This window comes from Streptomyces sp. NPDC030143, assembly GCF_055573695.1.
On record NZ_JBVIAY010000011.1, the window covers coordinates 191,366 to 211,120 of the forward strand.

19 protein-coding genes are annotated in these 19,755 nt (G+C 72.6%); 9 read left to right on the top strand and 10 right to left on the bottom strand.

Translation table 11 applies throughout. The annotated features are described in order from the left end of the window. Nucleotides 1-35: 35 nt before the first annotated feature. Nucleotides 36-1,505 (bottom strand): hypothetical protein, encoded by a 1,470-nt coding sequence (locus ACZ4YY_RS20820; RefSeq protein WP_468292017.1) that lies wholly within the window; start codon nt 1,503-1,505, stop codon nt 36-38. A gap of 114 nt (nt 1,506-1,619) precedes the next feature. Here ACZ4YY_RS20820 and ACZ4YY_RS20825 point away from each other — a divergent pair, with 114 nt between their 5' ends. Further along, the gene (locus tag ACZ4YY_RS20825; protein WP_468292019.1) at nt 1,620-2,879 is read left to right on the top strand and encodes a molybdopterin-dependent oxidoreductase; all 1,260 of its coding nucleotides are present in this window, start codon (nt 1,620-1,622) and stop codon (nt 2,877-2,879) included. 518 nt (nt 2,880-3,397) lie between these two features. On the opposite strand, the gene ACZ4YY_RS20830 is transcribed toward ACZ4YY_RS20825, so the two are convergent. The 3 genes from ACZ4YY_RS20830 to ACZ4YY_RS20840 are packed head-to-tail and all read right to left on the bottom strand — an operon-like array spanning nt 3,398 to nt 5,540. Further along, the gene (locus ACZ4YY_RS20830) at nt 3,398-4,216 is read right to left on the bottom strand and encodes a class I SAM-dependent methyltransferase (RefSeq protein WP_468292022.1); all 819 of its coding nucleotides are present in this window, start codon (nt 4,214-4,216) and stop codon (nt 3,398-3,400) included. Then, entirely contained in the window at nt 4,213-4,830 is a 618-nt protein-coding gene (locus tag ACZ4YY_RS20835) for a TIGR04282 family arsenosugar biosynthesis glycosyltransferase (RefSeq protein WP_468292025.1), read from the bottom strand. The genes ACZ4YY_RS20830 and ACZ4YY_RS20835 overlap by 4 nt, the downstream gene beginning before the upstream one ends. Then, nucleotides 4,827-5,540, bottom strand: a complete 714-nt coding sequence (locus tag ACZ4YY_RS20840; protein WP_468292028.1) for a glycosyltransferase family 2 protein — start codon at nt 5,538-5,540, stop codon at nt 4,827-4,829. The genes ACZ4YY_RS20835 and ACZ4YY_RS20840 overlap by 4 nt, the downstream gene beginning before the upstream one ends. Before the next feature lie 126 nt (nt 5,541-5,666). Between ACZ4YY_RS20840 and ACZ4YY_RS20845 the strand changes: the two genes are divergently transcribed. After that, nucleotides 5,667-6,422: a response regulator transcription factor gene (locus ACZ4YY_RS20845; protein WP_468292030.1), complete on the top strand. Its 756-nt coding sequence runs from the start codon at nt 5,667-5,669 to the stop codon at nt 6,420-6,422. A gap of 2 nt (nt 6,423-6,424) precedes the next feature. Beyond that, on the top strand, nt 6,425-7,537 hold the full coding sequence (locus tag ACZ4YY_RS20850) for a sensor histidine kinase (protein ID WP_468292033.1): 1,113 nt from the start codon (nt 6,425-6,427) through the stop codon (nt 7,535-7,537). A 202-nt stretch (nt 7,538-7,739) separates the two neighbouring features. On the opposite strand, the gene ACZ4YY_RS20855 is transcribed toward ACZ4YY_RS20850, so the two are convergent. Next, the gene (locus ACZ4YY_RS20855; protein WP_189594495.1) at nt 7,740-8,297 is read right to left on the bottom strand and encodes a TetR/AcrR family transcriptional regulator; all 558 of its coding nucleotides are present in this window, start codon (nt 8,295-8,297) and stop codon (nt 7,740-7,742) included. A 73-nt stretch (nt 8,298-8,370) separates the two neighbouring features. On the opposite strand from ACZ4YY_RS20855, the gene ACZ4YY_RS20860 reads away from it, so the two are divergent. Then, complete coding sequence (locus ACZ4YY_RS20860) at nt 8,371-9,528, top strand: FAD-dependent monooxygenase (RefSeq protein WP_468292036.1); 1,158 nt, start codon at nt 8,371-8,373, stop codon at nt 9,526-9,528. Nucleotides 9,529-9,625: 97 nt separating this feature from the next. Further along, a protein-coding gene (locus ACZ4YY_RS20865) for an IS5 family transposase (protein ID WP_468292039.1) occupies nt 9,626-10,434 on the top strand; the annotation gives its coding sequence in 2 pieces (ribosomal slippage) (nt 9,626-9,974 and nt 9,974-10,434; 810 coding nt in all). A gap of 5 nt (nt 10,435-10,439) precedes the next feature. Here the strand turns inward: ACZ4YY_RS20865 and ACZ4YY_RS20870 are convergent. Beyond that, complete coding sequence (locus ACZ4YY_RS20870; RefSeq protein ID WP_468292042.1) at nt 10,440-11,444, bottom strand: NAD-dependent epimerase/dehydratase family protein; 1,005 nt, start codon at nt 11,442-11,444, stop codon at nt 10,440-10,442. A gap of 225 nt (nt 11,445-11,669) precedes the next feature. On the opposite strand from ACZ4YY_RS20870, the gene ACZ4YY_RS20875 reads away from it, so the two are divergent. Further along, nucleotides 11,670-12,407 carry a flavodoxin family protein gene (locus ACZ4YY_RS20875; protein WP_468292045.1) on the top strand — a complete coding sequence of 246 codons (738 nt, stop codon included), beginning with the start codon at nt 11,670-11,672 and terminating at the stop codon, nt 12,405-12,407. 166 nt (nt 12,408-12,573) lie between these two features. Further along, nucleotides 12,574-13,143 (top strand): DM13 domain-containing protein, encoded by a 570-nt coding sequence (locus tag ACZ4YY_RS20880; RefSeq protein WP_468292048.1) that lies wholly within the window; start codon nt 12,574-12,576, stop codon nt 13,141-13,143. Nucleotides 13,144-13,591: 448 nt separating this feature from the next. On the opposite strand, the gene ACZ4YY_RS20885 is transcribed toward ACZ4YY_RS20880, so the two are convergent. From ACZ4YY_RS20885 to ACZ4YY_RS20895, 3 genes are all read right to left on the bottom strand, one after another. Further along, nucleotides 13,592-14,611, bottom strand: coding sequence for a hemolysin family protein (locus ACZ4YY_RS20885; RefSeq protein WP_468292051.1), 1,020 nt, complete (start codon nt 14,609-14,611; stop codon nt 13,592-13,594). Continuing rightward, nucleotides 14,608-15,933, bottom strand: a complete 1,326-nt coding sequence (locus ACZ4YY_RS20890; protein ID WP_468292054.1) for a hemolysin family protein — start codon at nt 15,931-15,933, stop codon at nt 14,608-14,610. Before ACZ4YY_RS20890 ends, ACZ4YY_RS20885 begins: the two co-directional genes overlap by 4 nt. A 189-nt stretch (nt 15,934-16,122) precedes the next feature. Next, nucleotides 16,123-16,539: a BlaI/MecI/CopY family transcriptional regulator gene (locus ACZ4YY_RS20895; RefSeq protein WP_468292057.1), complete on the bottom strand. Its 417-nt coding sequence runs from the start codon at nt 16,537-16,539 to the stop codon at nt 16,123-16,125. A 148-nt stretch (nt 16,540-16,687) separates the two neighbouring features. Between ACZ4YY_RS20895 and ACZ4YY_RS20900 the strand changes: the two genes are divergently transcribed. Beyond that, entirely contained in the window at nt 16,688-16,921 is a 234-nt protein-coding gene (locus ACZ4YY_RS20900) for a twin-arginine translocase TatA/TatE family subunit (RefSeq protein WP_468292060.1), read from the top strand. A 235-nt stretch (nt 16,922-17,156) separates the two neighbouring features. Next, a complete protein-coding gene (locus ACZ4YY_RS20905) occupies nt 17,157-17,957 on the top strand; it encodes a thioesterase family protein (RefSeq protein WP_468292062.1) in 801 nt (266 codons plus the stop codon). A 298-nt stretch (nt 17,958-18,255) separates the two neighbouring features. Here the strand turns inward: ACZ4YY_RS20905 and chvE are convergent, their stop codons facing one another. Further along, nucleotides 18,256-19,332, bottom strand: coding sequence for a multiple monosaccharide ABC transporter substrate-binding protein (chvE, locus tag ACZ4YY_RS20910; protein WP_468292065.1), 1,077 nt, complete (start codon nt 19,330-19,332; stop codon nt 18,256-18,258). Between the last annotated feature and the right edge of the window lie 423 nt (nt 19,333-19,755).

A 19,755-nucleotide genomic window follows, 5' to 3' on the forward strand; every position in this document is an offset into this window, starting at 1 on the left:
GCGCGTGCCTCGTGCCCCGGAGCCTCCGGGTCGCGTCACCAGCCGGTCAGCGCCAGATGGTTGAGGAGCAGGGCGAGGACGGCCTGGGCGGCGAGCCAGACGCGGGGCCGGGTCAGGAACGCGCACGCCGCCGGCAGCCAGAGCGCGAATGGCAGCCAGATGCGCTCGGTCTCCGCCTTGCTCATCCCGGACAGGTCGGCGACGAGCAACGCGGTGAACACGGCGGCCACCAGCAGGCACAGGCGCAGGTCCGCGGAGGCGTCGGGCGCGCCCACGCGCGACAGATCCCGCACGCGCAGCGAGACGCCGCGGCGGTCGGGCTCCGCTACCCGCACGCGCAGCGACACACCGCGGCGGTCGGGCGCCGGCACCCGCGGGGGAGCGCCGGGGGCGGGGGGCGCCCCGGCTCGCGCGGGGCCGACGAGGAGCGTGGCACCGGTCCGCCGCAGGGCCGCCACCGTCGCCGGCCCCACGAGCAGGACCGTGCAGGCGAGGTTGGCCCACACCCAGTAGCCGTAGGGGCGGATGCCGGCGGCCCCCTGGTAGTAGCGCTCGACGAGCAGCCGGTACGCCTCCCACCAGTTGAACCCGGCCAGGGTGAAGGCGAGCGGGACGACGAGGAGTCCGGCGAGGGCGTGGGGGAGGGGCCGGACACGGCGGGGGCCGAGCAGCAGGACGGCACCGGCGACCACGGCGAACAGCGTGAGGCCGTAGGAGAGGTAGCAGGTCAGACCGAACAGGAGCCCGGAGGCGAAGCCGGTCGTCCGTGGCCGGTGTCCGGTCACGGCGAGGGCGAGGAACGCGACGGACCAGGCGGCCACCGCCGCGAAGTACCCGTCCGCGGACGTCCCCATCCACACCGCCGCCGGCGTCATCACCAGGAACGGAGCGGCCCGCCGCGCGAGGTCCTCCCCGGCCAGCACACGCACCGTCACCAGCACGCCGACGCAGCCCAGGGCGCCGACCGCGATGCACCACATCCCGGCCCAGCCCCCGCCGCCCAGGCCGATCCGGTCGAGGAGGACGAAGGTGAGCGTGGCCCCCGGCGGATGACCGGCCACGTGCGCGGGCCAGTTGTCCGGCGCGTTCAGCAGGATGTGGTGGTCGAAGTCGCGCAGGGCGGCCGGAATGTCATGGAAGCGGTCGATGACCTGGAGGTACTCGTGCCGGGTGGTGAGCCGTTGCGCGATGCCCCGCTCCCAGCCGTCGATCAGGGCCAGGGAGACGGTCCACGCCGTGGCGGTGGCCCATGCGGTGGCGAGCAGGGCGCGCCACGGCAGTCGCACGGCGAGGGCGGGACCGTAGGCGATGACGGCGGCCGCCACCGCCACGGCGGCCGGGGTGCCCGGGCCGGCGTGCGGGCCCCACCGCCCGTACAGCGGGGCGTTGCCGACGAGGAGGGTGCCGTAGGTGTCCTGGAGATGGCGGCCCACCACGACGGCCAGCACGACGAGGACGGCGGCGGCCAGGACGGCGGCGAGGTCACGCAGAGCAGTGCGGGTCACACCGGAACGCTAGGGCCGGAGGACGGCGGAAGAGGTAGCCCACGACGCTGACGTCAGAGTTTCGTCATGGGTGGTGCGCCCCTGGGCGGGGCCGCCCCCGCCTACGGTCGGGACATGGCACGGTTTCCCTCCTCTCCCGGCTTCTGGCGCAGTCCGGTGCGCGGCCCGTGGTTCACCTCGGTGCTCGGTGTGGTGCTGCTGGCGGGCATCACGGTGCTGTTCGTGACCGGGCTGCTGTCGTACGCCGCCTACAACCCGGACCTGTCGCCGGTGAACGACAAGACCCCGGACAAGGGCCTCCTCGGCTTCTACCTCTTCCCCTGGCCGACCGATCCGCACTGGCTGTACCGGCTCACCCAGGGAGTCCACGTCACCCTCGGCGTCGCGCTCGTCCCCGTCCTGCTCGCCAAGCTCTGGTCGGTCGTGCCGAAGCTGTTCGCCCTGCCGCCGGCCCGGTCGCTCGCCCACGCCCTGGAGCGGATCTCCCTGCTCCTGCTGGTCGGCGGTGCGCTCTTCGAGTTCGTGACGGGTGTGCTCAACATCCAGTTGGACTACGTCTTCCCGGGCTCCTTCTACCCGCTCCACTTCTACGGGGCCTGGGTGTTCGTCGCCGCGTTCGTGGTGCACGTGGCGCTCCGGGCGCCGGCCGCCGTACGCAACGTGCGGCGCATGCGCCAGGGCACGGGTCCCCAGGAGGAGGCGGGAGGCGAGCCGGACGTCCCGCTGGTCTCCCCGCGGCCCGCCGTGGCCACGGTGTCCCGGCGCGGGGCGCTGGGGCTGGTCGGAGGTGGTTCGCTGCTGCTGTTCGCGACCACCGTGGGGCAGAACTTCGACGGTCTGCTGCGACGGACGGCGCTCCTCGCGCCGCACGGCGGTGCCGACCCGGGCCGGGGCCCCGGCGGGTTCCAGATCAACAAGACGGCCGCTTCCCGGGGCATCAGCACCCGGGAGACGGATGACGAGGTGTGGCGGCTGGTCGTCACCGGCCCCTCGGGGACCGTCCGGCTCAGCCGGGCGGAACTGCGGCAACTTCCGTTGCACAGTGCGGCCCTGCCCATCGCCTGCGTGGAGGGGTGGTCGACCTCCGACCAGTGGTGGCGGGGCGTGCGGCTGCGGGATCTCGCCGCGCTCGTCGGACACGGCGCGGACCCGGCCCCCGACGTCCTGGTGGAATCCCTCCAGCGGCGCGGCGCCTTCCGGGCGGCCGCCCTGCGCGCCAACCAGGTGCGCGACCCGCGCTCCCTGCTGGCCCTCGACGTCAACGGAGAGCCGCTCACCCCCGACCACGGCTACCCGGCCCGGATCATCGTGCCCGCCGCGCCCGGCGTGCTCAACACCAAGTGGGTGTCCCGCATGACGTTCACGGACCTGTGACGCGACCCGCCACACGGGGGCGATCCGTGACGACAAGTGCCCACGACGGGCGACCTGTGACGAGAAGAGCCCGCGACGGGCGACCTGTGACGAGAGGGGCCCGCGCGGTGGGCGACCCGCGACGGCAGGAGCCCGCGCGACGGGCGACCTGTGCCGAGGAGAGTCCTGTGCCGAGGAGAGCCCTGTGATGAGAGAGGCCCTGTGATGAGAAGACTCCCCCTGCCGGGAAGCCCCCTGCATCTCCTGCTCCTGGCCTGTTCGTTCGCGCTCGCGGCGTACGCGGGGCTGCGCCTGCTGTCCGGTGACCGGCTCGGGGTGGTGGTGTGGTTCGTGGGTGCCGCGGTCCTGCACGACCTGGTCCTGCTGCCGGCGTACGCGGCAGCGGACCGGGCCGTCACCGGCGTGTTCGGAGCCGTCGGCCGCCGGGAGTGGACGCCGTACGTCCGGGTGCCGGCGGCCCTCTCCGGGCTCCTGCTGCTGGTGTGGTTCCCGCTGATCAGCGGCCGGGTGGCGGGAGGTTACGGACGCGCCACCGGCCTGTCCCCGGACGGCTTCCTCACCCGCTGGCTGCTGATCACCGCCGTGCTGTTCGGCGGCTCCGCCCTGCTGCTCGTGCTGCGGCTGCGCAGGGCGACGAAGCAGCGGCCCCCGGTCGCCCACTGACCGACGGTGCGCCAGCCCGCCGGGCGGGCGTACCGCAGCAGTGCCTCGGTGCCGAGCCGGGCCCAGGGGAACGGGGCGCCGGCACAGGGGATGCCGCCGGGGAAGCGGACGAGGTGGACGCCGGCGCGTTCGTCGACGTCCACCGGAACCGTCTCGGCGATCAGCAGGCCGCCCGGCACGAGCAGCTCCGCCAGCCGTGCGAGCAGAGCGGACGGGTCGCCACCGATGCCGACGTTCCCGTCGACGAGGAGGGCGGTGCCCCACCGGCCCTCGCCCGGCAGCGGGTCGAAGACGGAGTGCAGCAGCGCACGCCCGTCCCCGACGGCCAGGCCGTCCTCGGGCCGAGTGGCGCCCAGCCGCCGCACCGTGTGCCGGACGGCGGCCGCGCTGACGTCGATGCCGAGGGCCGTGCGGCCCCGGGCGGCCAGCTCCGCGACCAGCCTTCCCGGCCCGCACCCCACATCGAGCACGGCACCCTCGCAGCGGTCCAGGACCTGCCGGTCCACGGCATCGGCGCGCGCACACCAGCGCTCCACGTCCAGTGGCAGCAGCCAGCCGTCGCCGCGGCGCAGGAAGAGCGGTCCACGCCCGGCCCGCAGGGCGTCCGCGTAGGGGTCGGTGGACCAGCCGGGTTCCGTCGCGTCCCGGGCCGTCACCTCGTGCGCGGTGCTCATCGGCCCTCGACCGCCCGGAGTCGGGCCAGTTCCGCGGCGAAGCGGCCGTGCGGTGCCGCGGCGGCGACCTCCTCGGCGTCGGCGGCCGTGTCCACGTCCCGCAGGCGCGGCAGGTCGCGCACCCGCAGGCCGGCCTCCACGAGCCGGGCGCGTTGCACGGCACCCGTGACGGGCGTGGACATGGGGACCCCGCGCAGCAGTTCCGGAGCCGGCTCCGCCAGCCCCAGCGCCCAGAACCCGCCGTCCTCCGCAGGACCGAAGCAGGCGTCGCACCCGTCGAAGTCCACGGTGAGCAGTTCCGGTGTCACCTGCGGCGTGTCCATCCCGATCAGCAGGGCCGGGCCGTCGCAGCCGGCGAAGGCGGCGGCCAGCCGCTCGTCGAGACCCCCCGTACCCTGCGCCTCGACGTCGAAGCCGGGCGGCAGCCAGGGGCCCGCCTCCCCGTCGAGGACGAGGACACGGCGCCGGGCCGGGGTCACCGCGACCGTCCGCAGGGTGTCCACCAGGGCCGCTTCGGCCAGCGCCGCGGCCTCCCGCGGTGTGAACGGCGGGGTGAGGCGGGTCTTCACCCGCCCGGGCCGCGGTTCCTTGGCGATGACGAGCAGGGTGGTCATCGGCGGGCCCCTCCTCGCACCTGTGCCGCGGTCGCCGCGGGTGGCTCGGCCAGCACGTGGCGCATGTCCCGCACCGCCTGCCAGGTGCCGCGCCAGGTGCCCGTCACCTTCGAGGCGCCGGACCGCGGCAGGTACGGGACGTCGTGCTCCGTGACGTGCCATCCCGCGTCGGAGGCGCGCACGACCATCTGCAGGGGGTAGCCGCTGCGCCGGTCCGTCAGGCCGAGGCCGAGCAGCGCCTCGCGGCGGGCGGCACGCAGGGGACCGAGGTCGTGCAGGCGCAGGCCGGTGCGGCGGCGCAGCATCCGGGCGAGCGCGATGTTGCCGACCCGGGCGTGCACCGGCCAGGCGCCCCGGCCCTGCGGACGTCGTCGCCCGAGCACCAGGTCGGCCGCGCCGAGCCGCACGTCGCGCACGAACGGCGCGAGCAGGGCCGGGTCGAGCGAGGCGTCGCAGTCGCAGAAGCACACGATCTCGGCCGTCGCGGCGGTCAGCCCCGCGTGGCAGGCGGCGCCGAAGCCGCGGCGGCCCTCGTGGACGACGTCGGCGCCGAGGGCCCGGGCGATGTCCGCCGAGCCGTCGGTGGAGCCGTTGTCGACGACGAGCGCACGCCAGCCGGGCGGAATGCGGGCGAGTACCCAGGGAAGCGCCTCGGCCTCGTTCAGACAGGGGAGGACGACATCGACGTCCTCGGGTGCGGAAGAGGTCATCACGGCTCTCACCCTACGAACGCGAACCGGGCATAACGGACCGCGGCTCCTTACGAAACACGGACGTCCGAGCTCGCGGACCACCGGAGGGCGACGCGGGAGAGCACGCGGTGCGAGCCTGGCCGCATGGAACATCAGCCGTACGAACCGATGGCGGACCCCTCCCCCCGGCGAGGGGGCGAACCCGCCCGAGTCCTCGTCGTCGACGACGACCCCACGGTCGCGGAGGTGGTCTCCGGATACCTCGACCACGCCGGCTACCTGGTGGACCGTGCGGCGGACGGGCCGGCCGCACTCGTCAGCGCCGCGGCGCACTGGCCGGACCTGGTGGTCCTCGATCTGATGCTGCCCGGCATGGACGGCCTGGAGGTGTGCGGGCGACTGCGTGAGCGCGGCCCCGTCCCGGTCGTCATGCTCACCGCCCGCGGTGACGAGGACGACCGGATCATGGGCCTGGAAGTGGGCGCGGACGACTACGTCACCAAGCCGTTCAGCCCACGGGAGCTGGTGCTGAGGGTGCAGTCGGTACTGCGCCGCACCCGGCCCGCCGCCGGCGCGCCATCCCTGGGCGCCGCCGGACTCACCGTCGATCCGGCGGCCCGCCGCGCCACCAAGGACGGCAGCGAACTGGCGCTCACCCTGCGCGAGTTCGACCTCCTCGCGTTCTTCCTGCGTCATCCGGGGCGGGCGTACGGCCGCGAGGACCTCATGCGTGAGGTGTGGGGGTGGGACTTCGGCGATCTGTCGACCGTCACGGTCCACGTCCGACGGCTGCGCAACAAGGTCGAGGACGACCCCGCCAGGCCCCGTCTGATCCAGACGGTGTGGGGCGTCGGATACCGCTTCGACCCGGCCGGCCCCGTCGGCGAAGGCGGGGGATGAGCATGCGCGACAACCTCCTGATCGCCCTGTTCGCGTTCCTCGGCGCCGTCGGCGCCGGACTGCTCGGCGCTGCGACCCTGTGGCTGCTGCGCCGCCGTTCGCTGACCGCCTCGCTCACCGTGGTGGCCGCCGTCGCCGTGACGGCGATGCTCGCGGGCACCCTGGCCGTGGCCCAGGCGATGTTCCTGTCCCCCCACGATCTGACGGTGGTCACGACGGTCGTGGCGATGGCGGCCGTGGTCTCCCTGGCCACCGCACTGGTGCTGGGCCGCTGGGTGGTCGCCCGCAGCCGGGAACTCGCCCTCGCCGCCCGCTCCTTCGGCGACGGAGGTGACTTCAGGGCGCCCGACGGACCGGCCACCGCGGAACTGGCCGCGCTCAGCCGGGAGTTGGCCGCCACCAGCGCCAGGCTGGCCGAATCTCGGGACCGTGAGCGCGCCCTGGAGTCCTCCCGGCGGGAACTCGTCGCCTGGATCTCCCACGACCTGCGCACCCCGCTCGCGGGCCTGCGTGCGATGTCCGAGGCGCTGGAGGACGGCGTCGCCGCCGATCCCGCCCGCTACCTGAAGCAGATCCGCACCGAGGTCGAACGCCTCAACGACATGGTCGGCGACCTCTTCGAACTCTCCCGCATCCATGCCGGCGCCCTGGCTCTGTCGCCGTCCCGGATGTCCCTCTACGACCTGGTCGGCGACGCCCTCGCCGGCGTGTATCCGCTGGCGCACGAGCACGGGGTGCGGCTGGTCGGTGACCGTGTCGAGCCGGTACCGGTGGAGGTCGACGGCAGGGAGATGAGCCGTGTCCTGGGGAACCTCCTGGTCAACGCGATCCGGCGTACCCCGGCCGACGGGACCGTCATGGTGGCCGCCGAACGCTCGCCCGACGGCGTGGTGCTGTCCGTCACGGACGGCTGCGGCGGCATCCCGGAGGAGGACCTGTCGCGTGTCTTCGACACCGGCTGGCGCGGTACCCACGCCCGCACCCCGCCCGCCGGCGCCGGCCTGGGCCTGGCCATCGTCCGCGGCATCGTGGAGGCCCACCAGGGCCGCGCCACGGTCCGCAACATCCCGGGCGGCTGCCGTTTCGAGGTGGTGCTGCCAGCTGCCGCTTTCTGAAACGGGCAGCACCACCGGTCTCGGGGGGCAGAACCACCGGTCTCCGGCGGGCCCAGGAGCTCCGCACAGAAGGGGACGCCGCGAGCTGATCGGCCTCCCTTTTTGTTCGGAGCTCTAAACTGATCGTTTCAGAATGAGCGCGTGGGTGGCGGAGACAGATGAGGCTGCAGGCCAGTTCGAGGCGGCCCTGGACGCCCGGGTCCTAACGTAGGGCGGCGGCGACCAGGCCTTCGAGGGCCTCGCGCGGTACTTCGCCGCCGCTCACCAGCCGGTCGAAGACCAGTCCGTCGATGCAGGTCAGCAGGATGTGACTGCGATTCTCGACGTCCGTCACGCCGTGCGCGGCGAGGAACAGCCGGACAGCATCACGGCCGGCGTTGTCGCGGGGTACGAGGATCTCGCGCAGCTCACGGTCACGCACGCTCTCGACGGCACACGCGTAGCGAGCCAGCGAGCGGCGGCGGCCCTCGCCGGTGAGTCGCTGTCGGGCGAGCAGCACCATGCCGTCCACCAGTTCCTCGGCGGTGCGCAGAGGTGGCAGTTCTTCGGCCATCGTTTGCAGTTCTGCCTGGTCGAGTTGGACCAGGCGTGTGACCAGACCGGTGAGCAGCGCGGCCCGGGTGCGGAAGTACGCCGACGTGGTGCCGGGCGGCATGGCCGCTTTGCGGTCGACGGCACGGTGAGTCAGGCCGCGGACTCCTTCGTCGGCAAGTACGTCGAGAGCCGCGTCCGCGAGGAGGGTGCGCCGATCCGAAACCATGGCTCCTTTCTACACCTGTAGAGCCTCAGATAGAGTCACCCTTCTACAGCTGTAGAAGGGTGGGGGCTTCGGCATGGGCAACACGGCAGTGGTGGTCGGAGGGGGCATCGGCGGGCTGGCCGCCGCGATCGGACTGCGCCGCATCGGATGGGAAGTAACAGTCATCGAGCGTGCCTCCATGCCCGAGGACGCGGGGGCGGGCATCTCACTGGCCGCCAACGGCCTGCGGGCACTGGACGAACTCGGCGTCGGCGACGCGGTACGGGATGCCTCGCGAGGCCAGTACAACGGCGGCACTCGCACACCGCAGGGCGGTTGGCTGGCCCGGATGGACGGCTCGGCGCTGGAGAAGGCGGTGGGCACACCGATCATGGGCATCCCCCGCTCCACCTTGCACCGACTGCTTCGCGAATGTCTGCCCGCCGAGGCGCTGCTGATCGGTTCCGAGGCGGACTCGGTCGAGCAGCCCGGCCCCGGGACGGTTCGAGTGAGCTGCGGCGAGACGGTCCTGGACGCCGATCTTGTAGTGGCGGCCGACGGCATCTGGAGCAAAGTGCGCAGCCATCTCTTCCCAGCCCACCCCGGTCCGGTCTATAGCGGCTCGACGGTGCTGCGTGCCATCACCGAGCAGGCGGTCGACCTGCGCACCGACTTCGAGCTGACCTGGGGGCACGGCGCCGAGTTCGGCCACATCGCCTTCCACGACGGGCGGGCCGAGTGGCACGCCGTCCTCAGCCTCCCTGCCGGGACGCGGTTCGCCGACCCATTGGACGAACTGCGCAGACGGTTTCATACCTGGCACGACCCGGTCCCCGCCCTGCTCGACGCGACTCGGCCCGCCGCCGTGCTGCACCACGACGTCAACGAACTCCGCACACCGCTCCCCTGCTACACGGTCGGTCGGACCGCGCTGCTCGGCGACGCGGCACACGCGATGACCCCCAATCTCGGACAGGGTGCCTGCCAGGCGCTGGAGGACGCGGTCACTCTGGCCGCCGCGCTGGCCACCGAGGCCACCGTGAAGGCCGCGCTCGCTCGCTACGACGCCGAGCGCCGACCGCGCAGCCAGGCCGTCGCGCGGGCCGCCCGGCAGGCCGGGCGGATGGGCCAGCAGCTCTCCCACCCGCTGGCCGTCGCCCTGCGGAACACGGCGATGCGGCTGACACCCTCCCGCGCCGCAACGCACATGATCCTTCGGCACCACGCCTGGGTCCCACCACAACTGAGCTGATCCGGTTCGCACCCCGCCAACTCACCACCAGACGCCTCCCGAGACGAAGTCGAGCTGCGGGTCTTGCCTTGGCGGTCACGGTGGGCAGGGTGTCCGGGTGCGTGCTGATCTTGTTCCAGACGACCTGTGGGAGCGCGTGGCTCCGCTGTTGCCGCGTGCTCCCGAGCGCAGTTACCGCTATCCCGGGCGACTGCGTGTTCCCGACCGGGTGGCCCTCGCTGGCGTCTTGTACGTGCTGCGGACTGGTGTCGCATGGCGCGATGTCCCGATGGAGACTGTGGGCTGTTCCGGGGTGACGGCGTGGCGCCGACTGCGGGACTGGACCGAGGCCGGCGTCTGGCCGCGTCTGCACGCGGCTCTACTGGCCGAGTTGCGGAGCACCGACCTGCTGGACCTGGACGACTGTGCCGTGGACGGGTCGCACGTCCGGGCCCTCAAAGGGGGGGCCACGTCGGCCCATCACCCGTCGACCGCGCTCGTGCCGGCTCCAAGCACCATCTGATCGTCGACCGCCACGGGACCCCACTCGCCGTCACACTCACCGGCGGCAACCGCCATGACGTCACCCAGCTCATGCCGCTGCTGGAGTCGGTCCCACCGATCCGGGGCCTGCGAGGACGGCCCCGCCGCAAGCCCCGGCGCCTGTACGCGGACCGGGGCTACGACTTCGACAAGTACCGCCGCCTGTTGTGCAAGCGCGGCATCAAACCCATGATCGCCCGACGCGGCGTCGCCCACGGCTCTGGACTGGGCAAGGTCCGCTGGGTGGTCGAGCGCGCGTTCGCCTGGCTGCACCAGTTCAAGCGACTCCGCATCCGCTACGAGCGACGCGCCGATCTTCACCAGGGTCTGCTCGAACTAGCCTGCAGCCTCATCTGTCTGCGCCGCCTACGAGCCTCATTCTGAAACGATCAGTAAGCCTCGCGCATCCCGGCCCGCGCGAACTCCCGCACGCCCTCGGCGAACCCGGTCTCCGGTTTCCACCCGAGCTCAGAGCGCAGCCGGGAGGAGTCCGCCGTGATGTGCCGTACGTCCCCGAGCCGGTACTCCCCGGTCACGACCGGTTCGGGCCCGCCGTACGCCGCGGCCAGCGCCCACGCCATCTCTCCCACGGTGTGCGGCTCGCCGCTCCCGGTGTTGTACGCGGTGAGCACGCCGGCGGCCGCGTCCGCTTCCAGGGCGACGACGTTGGCCGCCGCCACGTCCCGTACGTGCACGAAGTCCCGCCGCTGCCCACCGTCCTCGTACACGCGCGGCGCCTCACCCCGGGCCAGCGCGGACCGGAAGAACGACGCGACGCCCGCGTAGGGCGTGTCGCGCGGCATGCCCGGCCCGTACACGTTGTGATAGCGCAACGACACCGCCGTCCCGTCCGTCGACCGTGCCCACGCGGCGGCCAGGTGTTCCTGGGCGAGCTTGGTGGTGGCGTACACGTTGCGCGGGTCCACCGGCGCGTCCTCGGCGACCGTCCCCGCCGCCAACTGCTGACCGCACTGCGGGCACCGCGGCTCGAAACGCCCGGCCGAGAGGTCGGCGACGGACCGGGGGCCCGGCCGCACCACCCCGTGCCGTCCGCAGACGTACCGCCCCTCGCCGTAGACCACCATCGACCCGGCCATGACCAGCCGCCGTACGCCCTCGTCCGCCATGGCCGTGAGCAGCACGGCGGTGCCCAGGTCGTTGCAGGAGACGTACTCCGCCGCGTCGGCGAAACCGCTCCCCAGCCCGACCCTCGCCGCCTGGTGGCACACCGCGTCCACACCCGACAGGGCCCGCGTCACGGCCGCCCCGTCCCGCACGTCCGCGCCCGGGTCGTCCCGCACGTCGAACACGACGGGCTCGTGCCCGCGCTCCCGGAGCGACTCCACGACCTGGGATCCGATGAACCCGGCACCGCCGGTGACCAGTACACGCATGCGCTCACGCTAGAGCCGCGCACCCGCCCGCAGCCGGACCGAGCCCGCCACGTCACGACTTCGTAAGACACGCGCCGACCTGACCGCGGCGCACGACACGGCATCGCAGGGCCCCGCAACCCACCGTGTGGCCGGTGCGTCGCAGCGGGACCACACGTGCCTTCCGCGAGACGCTGCCAGCGGCACCGACCGTTGTCTCTTCCGCCCCCCTCCCCGGAGCCCACCATGGCAGCACCGTCCACCCCGTCCACCGAGGACGTCCACCGCTTCGACGACCTGCGCGCCCTGTTCGTCAACTGCACGCTCAAGCCCTCCCCACAGCTCAGCCACACCCAGGGACTCATCGACAAGAGCCGGGCGATCATGGACACCTGCGGGGTGACCACGGAACTCGTCCGCGCGGTCGACGAGGACATCGCTCCCGGCGTCTACCCGGACATGACCGAACACGGCTTCGCGACGGACGCCTGGCCCACGCTGTACGAGCAGGTCATGGCCGCGGACATCCTCGTCCTGGCCGGGCCCGTCTGGCTGGGCGACAACAGCTCGGTCACCAAGAAGGTCGTCGAGCGCCTGTACAGCTGCTCCAGCCTGCTCAACCCCCAGGGGCAGTACGCCTACTACGGACGTGTCGGCGGATGCCTGATCACCGGCAACGAGGACGGTGTCAAGCACTGCGCCATGAACCTCCTCTACAGCCTCCAGCACCTCGGCTACACCATCCCTCCGCAGGCGGACGCGGGCTGGATCGGCGCGGCCGGGCCCGGCCCCTCCTACCTGGACCCCGGCTCCGGTGGCCCGGAGAACGACTTCACCAACCGCAACACCAGCTTCATGACCTGGAACCTGATGCATCTGGCCGCCCTGCTCAAACGTGCCGGAGGCGTTCCGGCCCACGGCAACCGGCGCACGGAGTGGGACGCCGGCTGCCGGCCCGGGGCGGACAACCCCGAGCACCGCTGAGGGGTCCTTGCACTGTGAGCGCCTGATCAGGGCGTGCGGCCCGGGCGGGCACCGTGCAAGGACCCCTGAGAGCTCCGTAAGGATTCCGTCATCAGCCGCGGGGGCCCGAGGGCCGCCCGGACCCGTTGAATGGGGAGCGACAGTCGAACTCAGGAGGCGGGCGAGGATGGGACGCGTACGGACGAAACTGACCGGACCGTTGGCCGTCGTGGTGGGGGTGGCGGCGACCGGTGTGGGCTTCGGCCTGTACTGGTTCCAGCCGTGGAAACTGTGGCAGGACGAGACCGTCCACGAGGCCCTGCCCGGCGTCGTGGCGCCCGCGGCTCCTCCGGCCGCGGCACGCCCGGACGCGTCCGCCGCGCCGCCCTCCCCGGCCCCCGCGCCGCAGACGCTGGCGAGTGGCGAGCTGATCAGCCACGAGCACGCCACGTCGGGCACGGTGAAGCTCGTCCGGCTGGCCGACGGGTCCCACGTCGTCCGGCTGGAGAACCTCGACACCAGCAACGGACCGGACCTGCGGGTCTGGCTGACCGACGCGCCGGTGAAGCGGGGGACGGCCGGATGGCACGTCTTCGACGACGGCGCGTACGTCAGCCTCGGCAAGCTCAAAGGGAACAAGGGGAGCCAGAACTACGCTGTCCCCGGCGACGTGAATCCGTCGGACTACCGTAGCCTGACCATCTGGTGCGACCGCTTCGACGTGTCGTTCGGCGCGGCCGAACTCGCCCGCAGCTGACGGCGAGGCCCGGTCCGCCGCGGCCCGGGCCGCCGCGCCCGGTGCGGTCACCCGGCGTCGGCGGGGTCGGGGCAGAACGTGTCCCGACCAGGCCCGGCCCTCCAGTCTGACCGGACCCGGCGCGGCCACCCGGGTCCGGGACATGAAGTCGGGAAAGCCCGGCGGGATGAGCAGCGCCCTGGGAGCCGTCCGGTCGACCGCCTCACCCGCCTCGCCGGGCACCTGCCGGATCCGGTACGCCACGGCCTGCTGGAAGCCGGCGAAGGGTGTGTCGACGACCGTGATGTCCCGCAGCCATCCCTTCTCCGGGGGCGCACCGCCGGACAGCCGGCACGAGCGGCCCATGGCGGCTCGGGGACATCGGGGACATCGCGGACGCGCTCGAGCGCCCGTTCCCCGGCGGTCGAGCGCCCCGGCCGGACCGGGGCGCTCGACCGACGCAGGGGCCTCACACCGTCTGTGGCTGCAGGTAGCGGGCGAGCAGGTCGTCCAGGCTCACCATCCCGGTGAGCCGGCCGAAGTCGTCGCGGACGACGGCGAGCGAGGCACGGCGGCGGCGCAGCAGTTCGATCGCGTCGGCGACCGTGCTCTCCTCGGTCAGCTCGGGCACCGGGCGGGCCAGGGAACGGGCGCTGGTGGTCCGTCCCCGGGCGCGGGCGACCAGGGCGTCGCGGGCGTGCACCGAGCCGACGACCGCGCCCCGTTCGCGCACCAGCAGGCGGGTGAGGTCGCCGGCAGCGGCCAGGCGCAGGATCTCCTCGGCGTCGGCGCCGCCGTCCACCGAGGAGATCTCGGCCATGGGTACCAGCAGGTCCCGTACGGGGGTCTCCGGCTCGGTCAGGGAACGCGTCAGCAGCTCCGAGTCCGTCTCGCTGATCAGGCCGAGCCGCTCGGACTCCGTGACCAGATGGGCGAGCTGCTCGCGGTTGTGGACCGCGGCCAGCTCGTCTCGCGGAGCGACCCGGCACAGCCGTACCAGGGCGTTGCTCATCCGGTTCAGCACCGAGATCAGCGGGCGTACGGCCCTCACCACCGCGCGGAAGGGCGGCGAGAGCAGCATCGCGGAGCGCTCCGGATGGGCGATGGCCCACGACTTGGGCGCCATCTCGCCGACCACCATGTGCAGGAACACGACCACGATCATCGCGACGGCGAACGCCACGCCGTAGCTGACCGCGCCGGGCAGGCCCAGCCCGTGCAGCAGCGGGTCGAGTTCGTGCGAGATCGCCGGCTTGGACACCGAACCCAGCCCCAGCGTGCACACGGTGATGCCCAACTGGGCGCCGGCCAGCATCAGCGACAGTTCGCGCATGCCGGCCAGTGCCGCGCCGGCCCCGCTCCGCCCCTCGGCCGCCGCCTTCTCCAGCCGGTGCCGCTTGGCGGCGACGAGCGCGAACTCGGCGGCGACGAAGAAGCCGCTGCCGATCAGGAGCAGCAGGGTGACGCACAGCGCCATCGGGAAACTCATGCCTGCTCCTCCACCACTCGGTGCATGCGCACCCGCTCGGGCACGTGGCGGTCGAGCGCGCGCACGTCGATCACCGCGCTGCCGCCGTCGGGCAGCGCGACCGCGACCCGGTCCCCGATGGCGGGGAAGCGGCCCAGCCGGTCGATGATCAGGCCGGCCACGGTGTCGTAGTCCTCTTCCTCGGGCAGCTTCACGCCGGTCGCCTCGGCGACCTCGTCCAGACGGCGCCCGGCGTCCACCAGCCAGCCGTCGCCGTCCGCGACCGCGAGTTCGGTGACGGTGTCCGACTCGTCGGCGATGTCGCCCACGAGCTCTTCGGCGATGTCCTCGTAGGTGACGATGCCGGCCACACCGCCGTGTTCGTCGAGGACGACGGCGAACTCGTCGTCGCGCTTCCGCATCTGCTCCACCGCGTCCGGCAGCGGCAGGGTGTCGGGCAGCAGCAGCGGCCGGCGGGCCACGGCACCGGCGGTGTCGGCGTGCCGCTCGGCCGGCAGAGCCACCAGTTCCCGCACGCTGACCACGCCGACGATGTCGTCCGGGTGGTCGCCGAGGACGGGGTAGTTGGAGTGGCCGTGCTTGGCGATCAGGTCGACGGCCTCGGCGGCGGTGGCGTCCTGGCGGACGAAGACCGCGTCGGCGCGCGGCACCATCACCTCGTCGAGCGTCCGGTCGGAGAACTCCAGGGCGTGGTCGAGCAGGTCGGCGGTCTCGCGCGGCAGGTGGCCCTGCTCGTGGGACTCGCCGATCAGGTGCCCCAGCTCCTCCAGGGTGGCACCGTGGTGCAGTTCCTCCACGGGTTCGATGCCGACCTTGCGGAGCAGCCTGTTCGCCGCGCCGTCGAAGACGCGCACGAGGGGGCCGACGACCTTCAGGTACGCCAGCGTGGAGGCGGCCAGCGACTTCGCCAGCCGTTCCGGGACGGCGATGGCGAGGTTCTTCGGGGCCAGCTCGCCCAGCACCATCTGGACGACCGTGGCCAGCACGAAGCCGAGGACGACGGAGATGCCGCTCACCGCCGCGTCCGGGATGCCGAGGCCGGACAGGGCCGGGCCCAGCAGCGCGGACGCCGACGGCTCGGCGACGAAGCCGACGACCAGGCCGGTGACGGTGATGCCGAGCTGGGCGCCCGAGAGCATGAACGACAGGCGCTCGAGCACCTTCAGGGCGCGGGCGGCCCTGCGGTCGCCCGCCTCCGCCTCACGGGCGAGGGCGAGCCGGTCGGCGGAGACGTACGCGAACTCCTGGGCGACGAAGTAGCCGGTGCCGGCGGTCAGCACGAACACGGCCAGCACGCCCAGCCAGGCCTGCACGGCACTCATCGAACACCACCACGCCGCGTGCCGTGCTCAGGAACCGTCTGGCGGGGCGGTCGGGGACTGTGCCCCGAGGGGTCCGTCGATCTGGCGGACAAGTAGGAACTCCTCTTCTGGATGTGTACCCGGACAACGACGCCGACCGGAACCTTGTTCCCGGCCTCATCGGAGGCTTCAGTCTTCCCCCATGAGGCTTCAGTTTTCCCCTTCGCCCGGCTCTTCGTCGCCTGAGGCCTCGCCCTTCGCGCCGCCCAACAGGTCGCGCAACAGGCGCTCGTCGTCCGCGTCCAGACCCGTGACGAAGCTCGCCAGCACCGCCTCGCGGTCACTCTCGCCGTCCAGCAACCTGCGCATCCTGCGGGCGGCGAGCCCCGCCTCGTCCGCCGTCGGCGTCCAGGCGAACGATCTGCCCGTCCGCTCCCGGGTGACGGCGCCCTTGGCCAGCAGCCGGGTCAGGATCGTGACCACGGTCGTGTAGGCGAGCCCCTCGCCGAGCCGCTCCCGCACCCATCCGGCCGTCGCCGGGCCCTCCGCCTCCCGCAGCGCCGACAGGACCTGGGCCTCCAGCTCGCCCTGCCCCCGCCGCCGGGAGCGCCGCCGCTGATCCGTCACGTCCTGCCTCTCTTCTGTTGCCGCCCACGTCACGTGCGGTTCATCGTGAGCGCGGCGGGGGAGCCACTCCCGAGAAGTTCTACATTACTGTAGATTCTGTGCGGGGTCCGTGCCGCGGGCCCGGACCGCACCACCGAAGAGGGACGCAGTGTTCGGACTGAGCGAGCTCGCGATCGTTCTCATCGTCGTCATAGCCGTGATCGCCGCCAAGAAGGGGCCGGAGCTGGCTCGGACGGCCGGCAAGTCGGCCCGCATCCTCAAGGCCGAGGCCGGAGCCGTGAAGGCCGGGAGGAAGGCGACGGGCCGGCAGGACCACTCCGCCGCGCCGCGAGTGATCCGGGGAGAGACCGTCATCCCCGGTCAGCACCGGCCGCGGGACTGAGGGCTCCGACCGGGAAGGGACGCCGCGAGCCGGGCTCCCTTTTTGTTCGGAGCACTGAAGCCGGACCGACGGTCGGGGCGCTCCGCCGGCGTCGGCGAGTCCGGGGGTTGACGCGGTCGCGCCGAGGAACATGCTGAGCAAGCGCTTAGTAGCATGGGGGGCGGACCGTGCGAGACCCGTTCGGGGACAGGCCGGACAGGCGCGTGGTCAGGCGCGTGGACAGGGAGGAGACGCCATGCCGGTGTCGCGGGCCGAGGCCTTCTACGAGAGGGAGGACGACGGCCGGTTCCTGCCCACCGACTGCACCAGGGGGCCGTGGGACGCCGACTCCCAGCACGCCGGCCCGCCCGCCGCGCTGCTCGGGCTGGCCGTCGAGCAACGGCCGGGCGCCCGGCCCGACCTGAGGATCGCCCGGCTGACCTACGAGATCATGCGCCGGGTTCCGATCAGGCCGCTGACCGTGGCCACGCGCGTGCTGCGCGCCGGTCGCAGCACCGAGCTCGTCGAGGCCGCTCTGACACCCGACGGCGGCGAGGAGGTGATGCGGGCGACGGTGTTGCTGTTGAAGACGGCACCTGACTCGGTACCCGAGGTGTCGCCCCGCCGGCAGGTGCCCGGGCCCGCGTCCGCGTCCTCGGAGGCGTTCTTCCCGGTCCCGTGGGAGCGCGGCTACCACACCGCCATGGACGTGCGCTTCGCCGCGGGTTCCTTCCTCGAGCCCGGTCCGGCCACGGCGTGGATGCGCATGCGGGTCCCCCTGGTCGCGGGTGAGGCGATCGCGCCGTTGAGCAGGGTGCTGACGGCTGCCGACTCGGGCAACGGCGTCAGTGCCGCGCTGGACTTCCGCCGTTTCGTCTTCGTCAACACCGACCTGACGGTGAGCCTGCACCGCCACCCCGTGGCCGAGTGGGTCTGCCTGGACGCCCGGACGATGGTGGACGGCGCCGGCATCGGCCTCGCCGAGTCCGCTCTGCACGACGAGAAGGGCCCGCTCGGTCGCGGCACCCAGAGCCTGTACGTGGCCGCGCGCGGCTGATCGCCGGACTTCCCCGCCCCGGCCCGTCGTACGACACGATCCTGGCCGGAGACGGGGTGCACGCCGATCCGCGGCGCCGCCTCGCCGACGTCCACGTGCCGCTCGGTGACGACGGCGGGGCATGCAGGAAGGCCGTCCCGGAGTGCCAGCCCTCCCTCCGGAGTCGCGTTCCCGATCGGCCGCGCCGGCCGGTACCCCTCCGGGGCGCGGCACACCGGAGCCCGCACCGCGGAACGGGTGAGGAGCGTACGGCGGTCGCCGGTGGCGGGTCTTGGGCGTCCGCGGTCGGACCGTGCGGCTACTCGAGTTCCTCTTCGGTGTAGTAGTCGTCCTGGACCAGCACGTCGTAGTTGGTCTTGTCGATGCTCACCGGCTGCAGCAGGTAGGCGGGGACGGTCTTGACGCCGTTGTCGTAGTCCGTCCTGTTGTTCACCCGCGGCCTTCTGTCGTTGAGTATGTCGTGGACCATGTCGGCGGCGACCCCGGCGAGCTGGCGGACGTCCTTGTAGACGGTCTGCGACTGCTGGCCGGCGATGATCGACCTGATCGACGGGAGTTCGGCGTCCTGACCGGTGATGACCGGAATGGGCTTGCCGTCGGAGCCGTAGCCGTCGGCCTTCAGCGCGGCCAGGACGCCGAGGGAGATGCCGTCGTACGGCGACAGGACCGCGTCGACCTTCCGGCTCTCGTACGACTCGGCCAGGAGGGAGCTCATGCGCTTCTTGGCCGTGGGCCCGTCCCAGCGCAGGGTGGTGACCTGCTCGAGTTTGAGCTGGCCGGACCGGACGACCAACTGCTTGCTGTCCAGGTAGGGCTGCAGGAGTTGCATCGAGCCGTCGAAGAAGTACTTCGTGTTGTTGTCGTCCGGGGAGCCGGCGAACAGCTCGATGTTGAACGGGCCCTTGCCCTTCTCGAGGCCGAGCTTGTCGATGATGTAGTCGGCCTGGACCAGGCCCACCATCTCGTTGTCGAAGGAGACGTAGTAGTCGACGTTCTTGGTGCCGAGGATGAGCCGGTCGTAGGAGATCACCGGGATGTCCGCGTCGGCCGCCTGTTGGAGCACGTTGTTCATCGACTTGTTGTCGATGGCCGCGATGATCAGCGCGGAGACGCCCTCCTTGATCAGGTTCTCGATCTGTGAGACCTGGGTCTTCGGGTCGTCCTCGCCGTAGACCAGCTTCGTCTTGTATCCCTTGGCCTGCAGGTCCTCGACGACGCTCTTGCCGTCGGTGAGCCAGCGCTCGGAGGCCTGGGTCGGCATGGCGATGCCGATGGTGCCGCCTGCGGAGCCGGCCTTGGTGGTCTCGCCGCCGCAGGCGGACAAGGTGAGAGCGAGGGAGGCGGCTGCGGCGAGGGCGGCTCTTCGGTTGAACATGGTGGGGGTTCCTTGTGTGTGTCTCGTTGAGGGGGCGACGGCCCCTCACACGTCGGTGCGGAAGCGGTCGGGCGTGCCGGGCGTTCGGGAGAGCAGGCGCCGCGGGGGAGTCCGACGCGCGGTACGGCTGCTGTCGGTGGCCGAGTCAGGTCCGAAGGCCCGTAGCCGTACGGGTGGTTCCCCGGGCGCCCTGCACCGACCGGGGTGTCAGGTCGGCGGGACGCCGGGGCGGATCAGCTCGGCGACCTGGGCGGTCCGCACATGGCGGCCGAGGTCGTCGGAGGCCTGGGCGCACATGGTCCGGAACAGGTGAACATCCGGCGGCGGGTCGCGCTGAGACGGCCGGGGTCGGCTCGGCCGGCGCATCGCCTCGGCGGATGCCCAGGCGCCGCCACCGTGACCGGCACGCCGGGGACCAGCGCG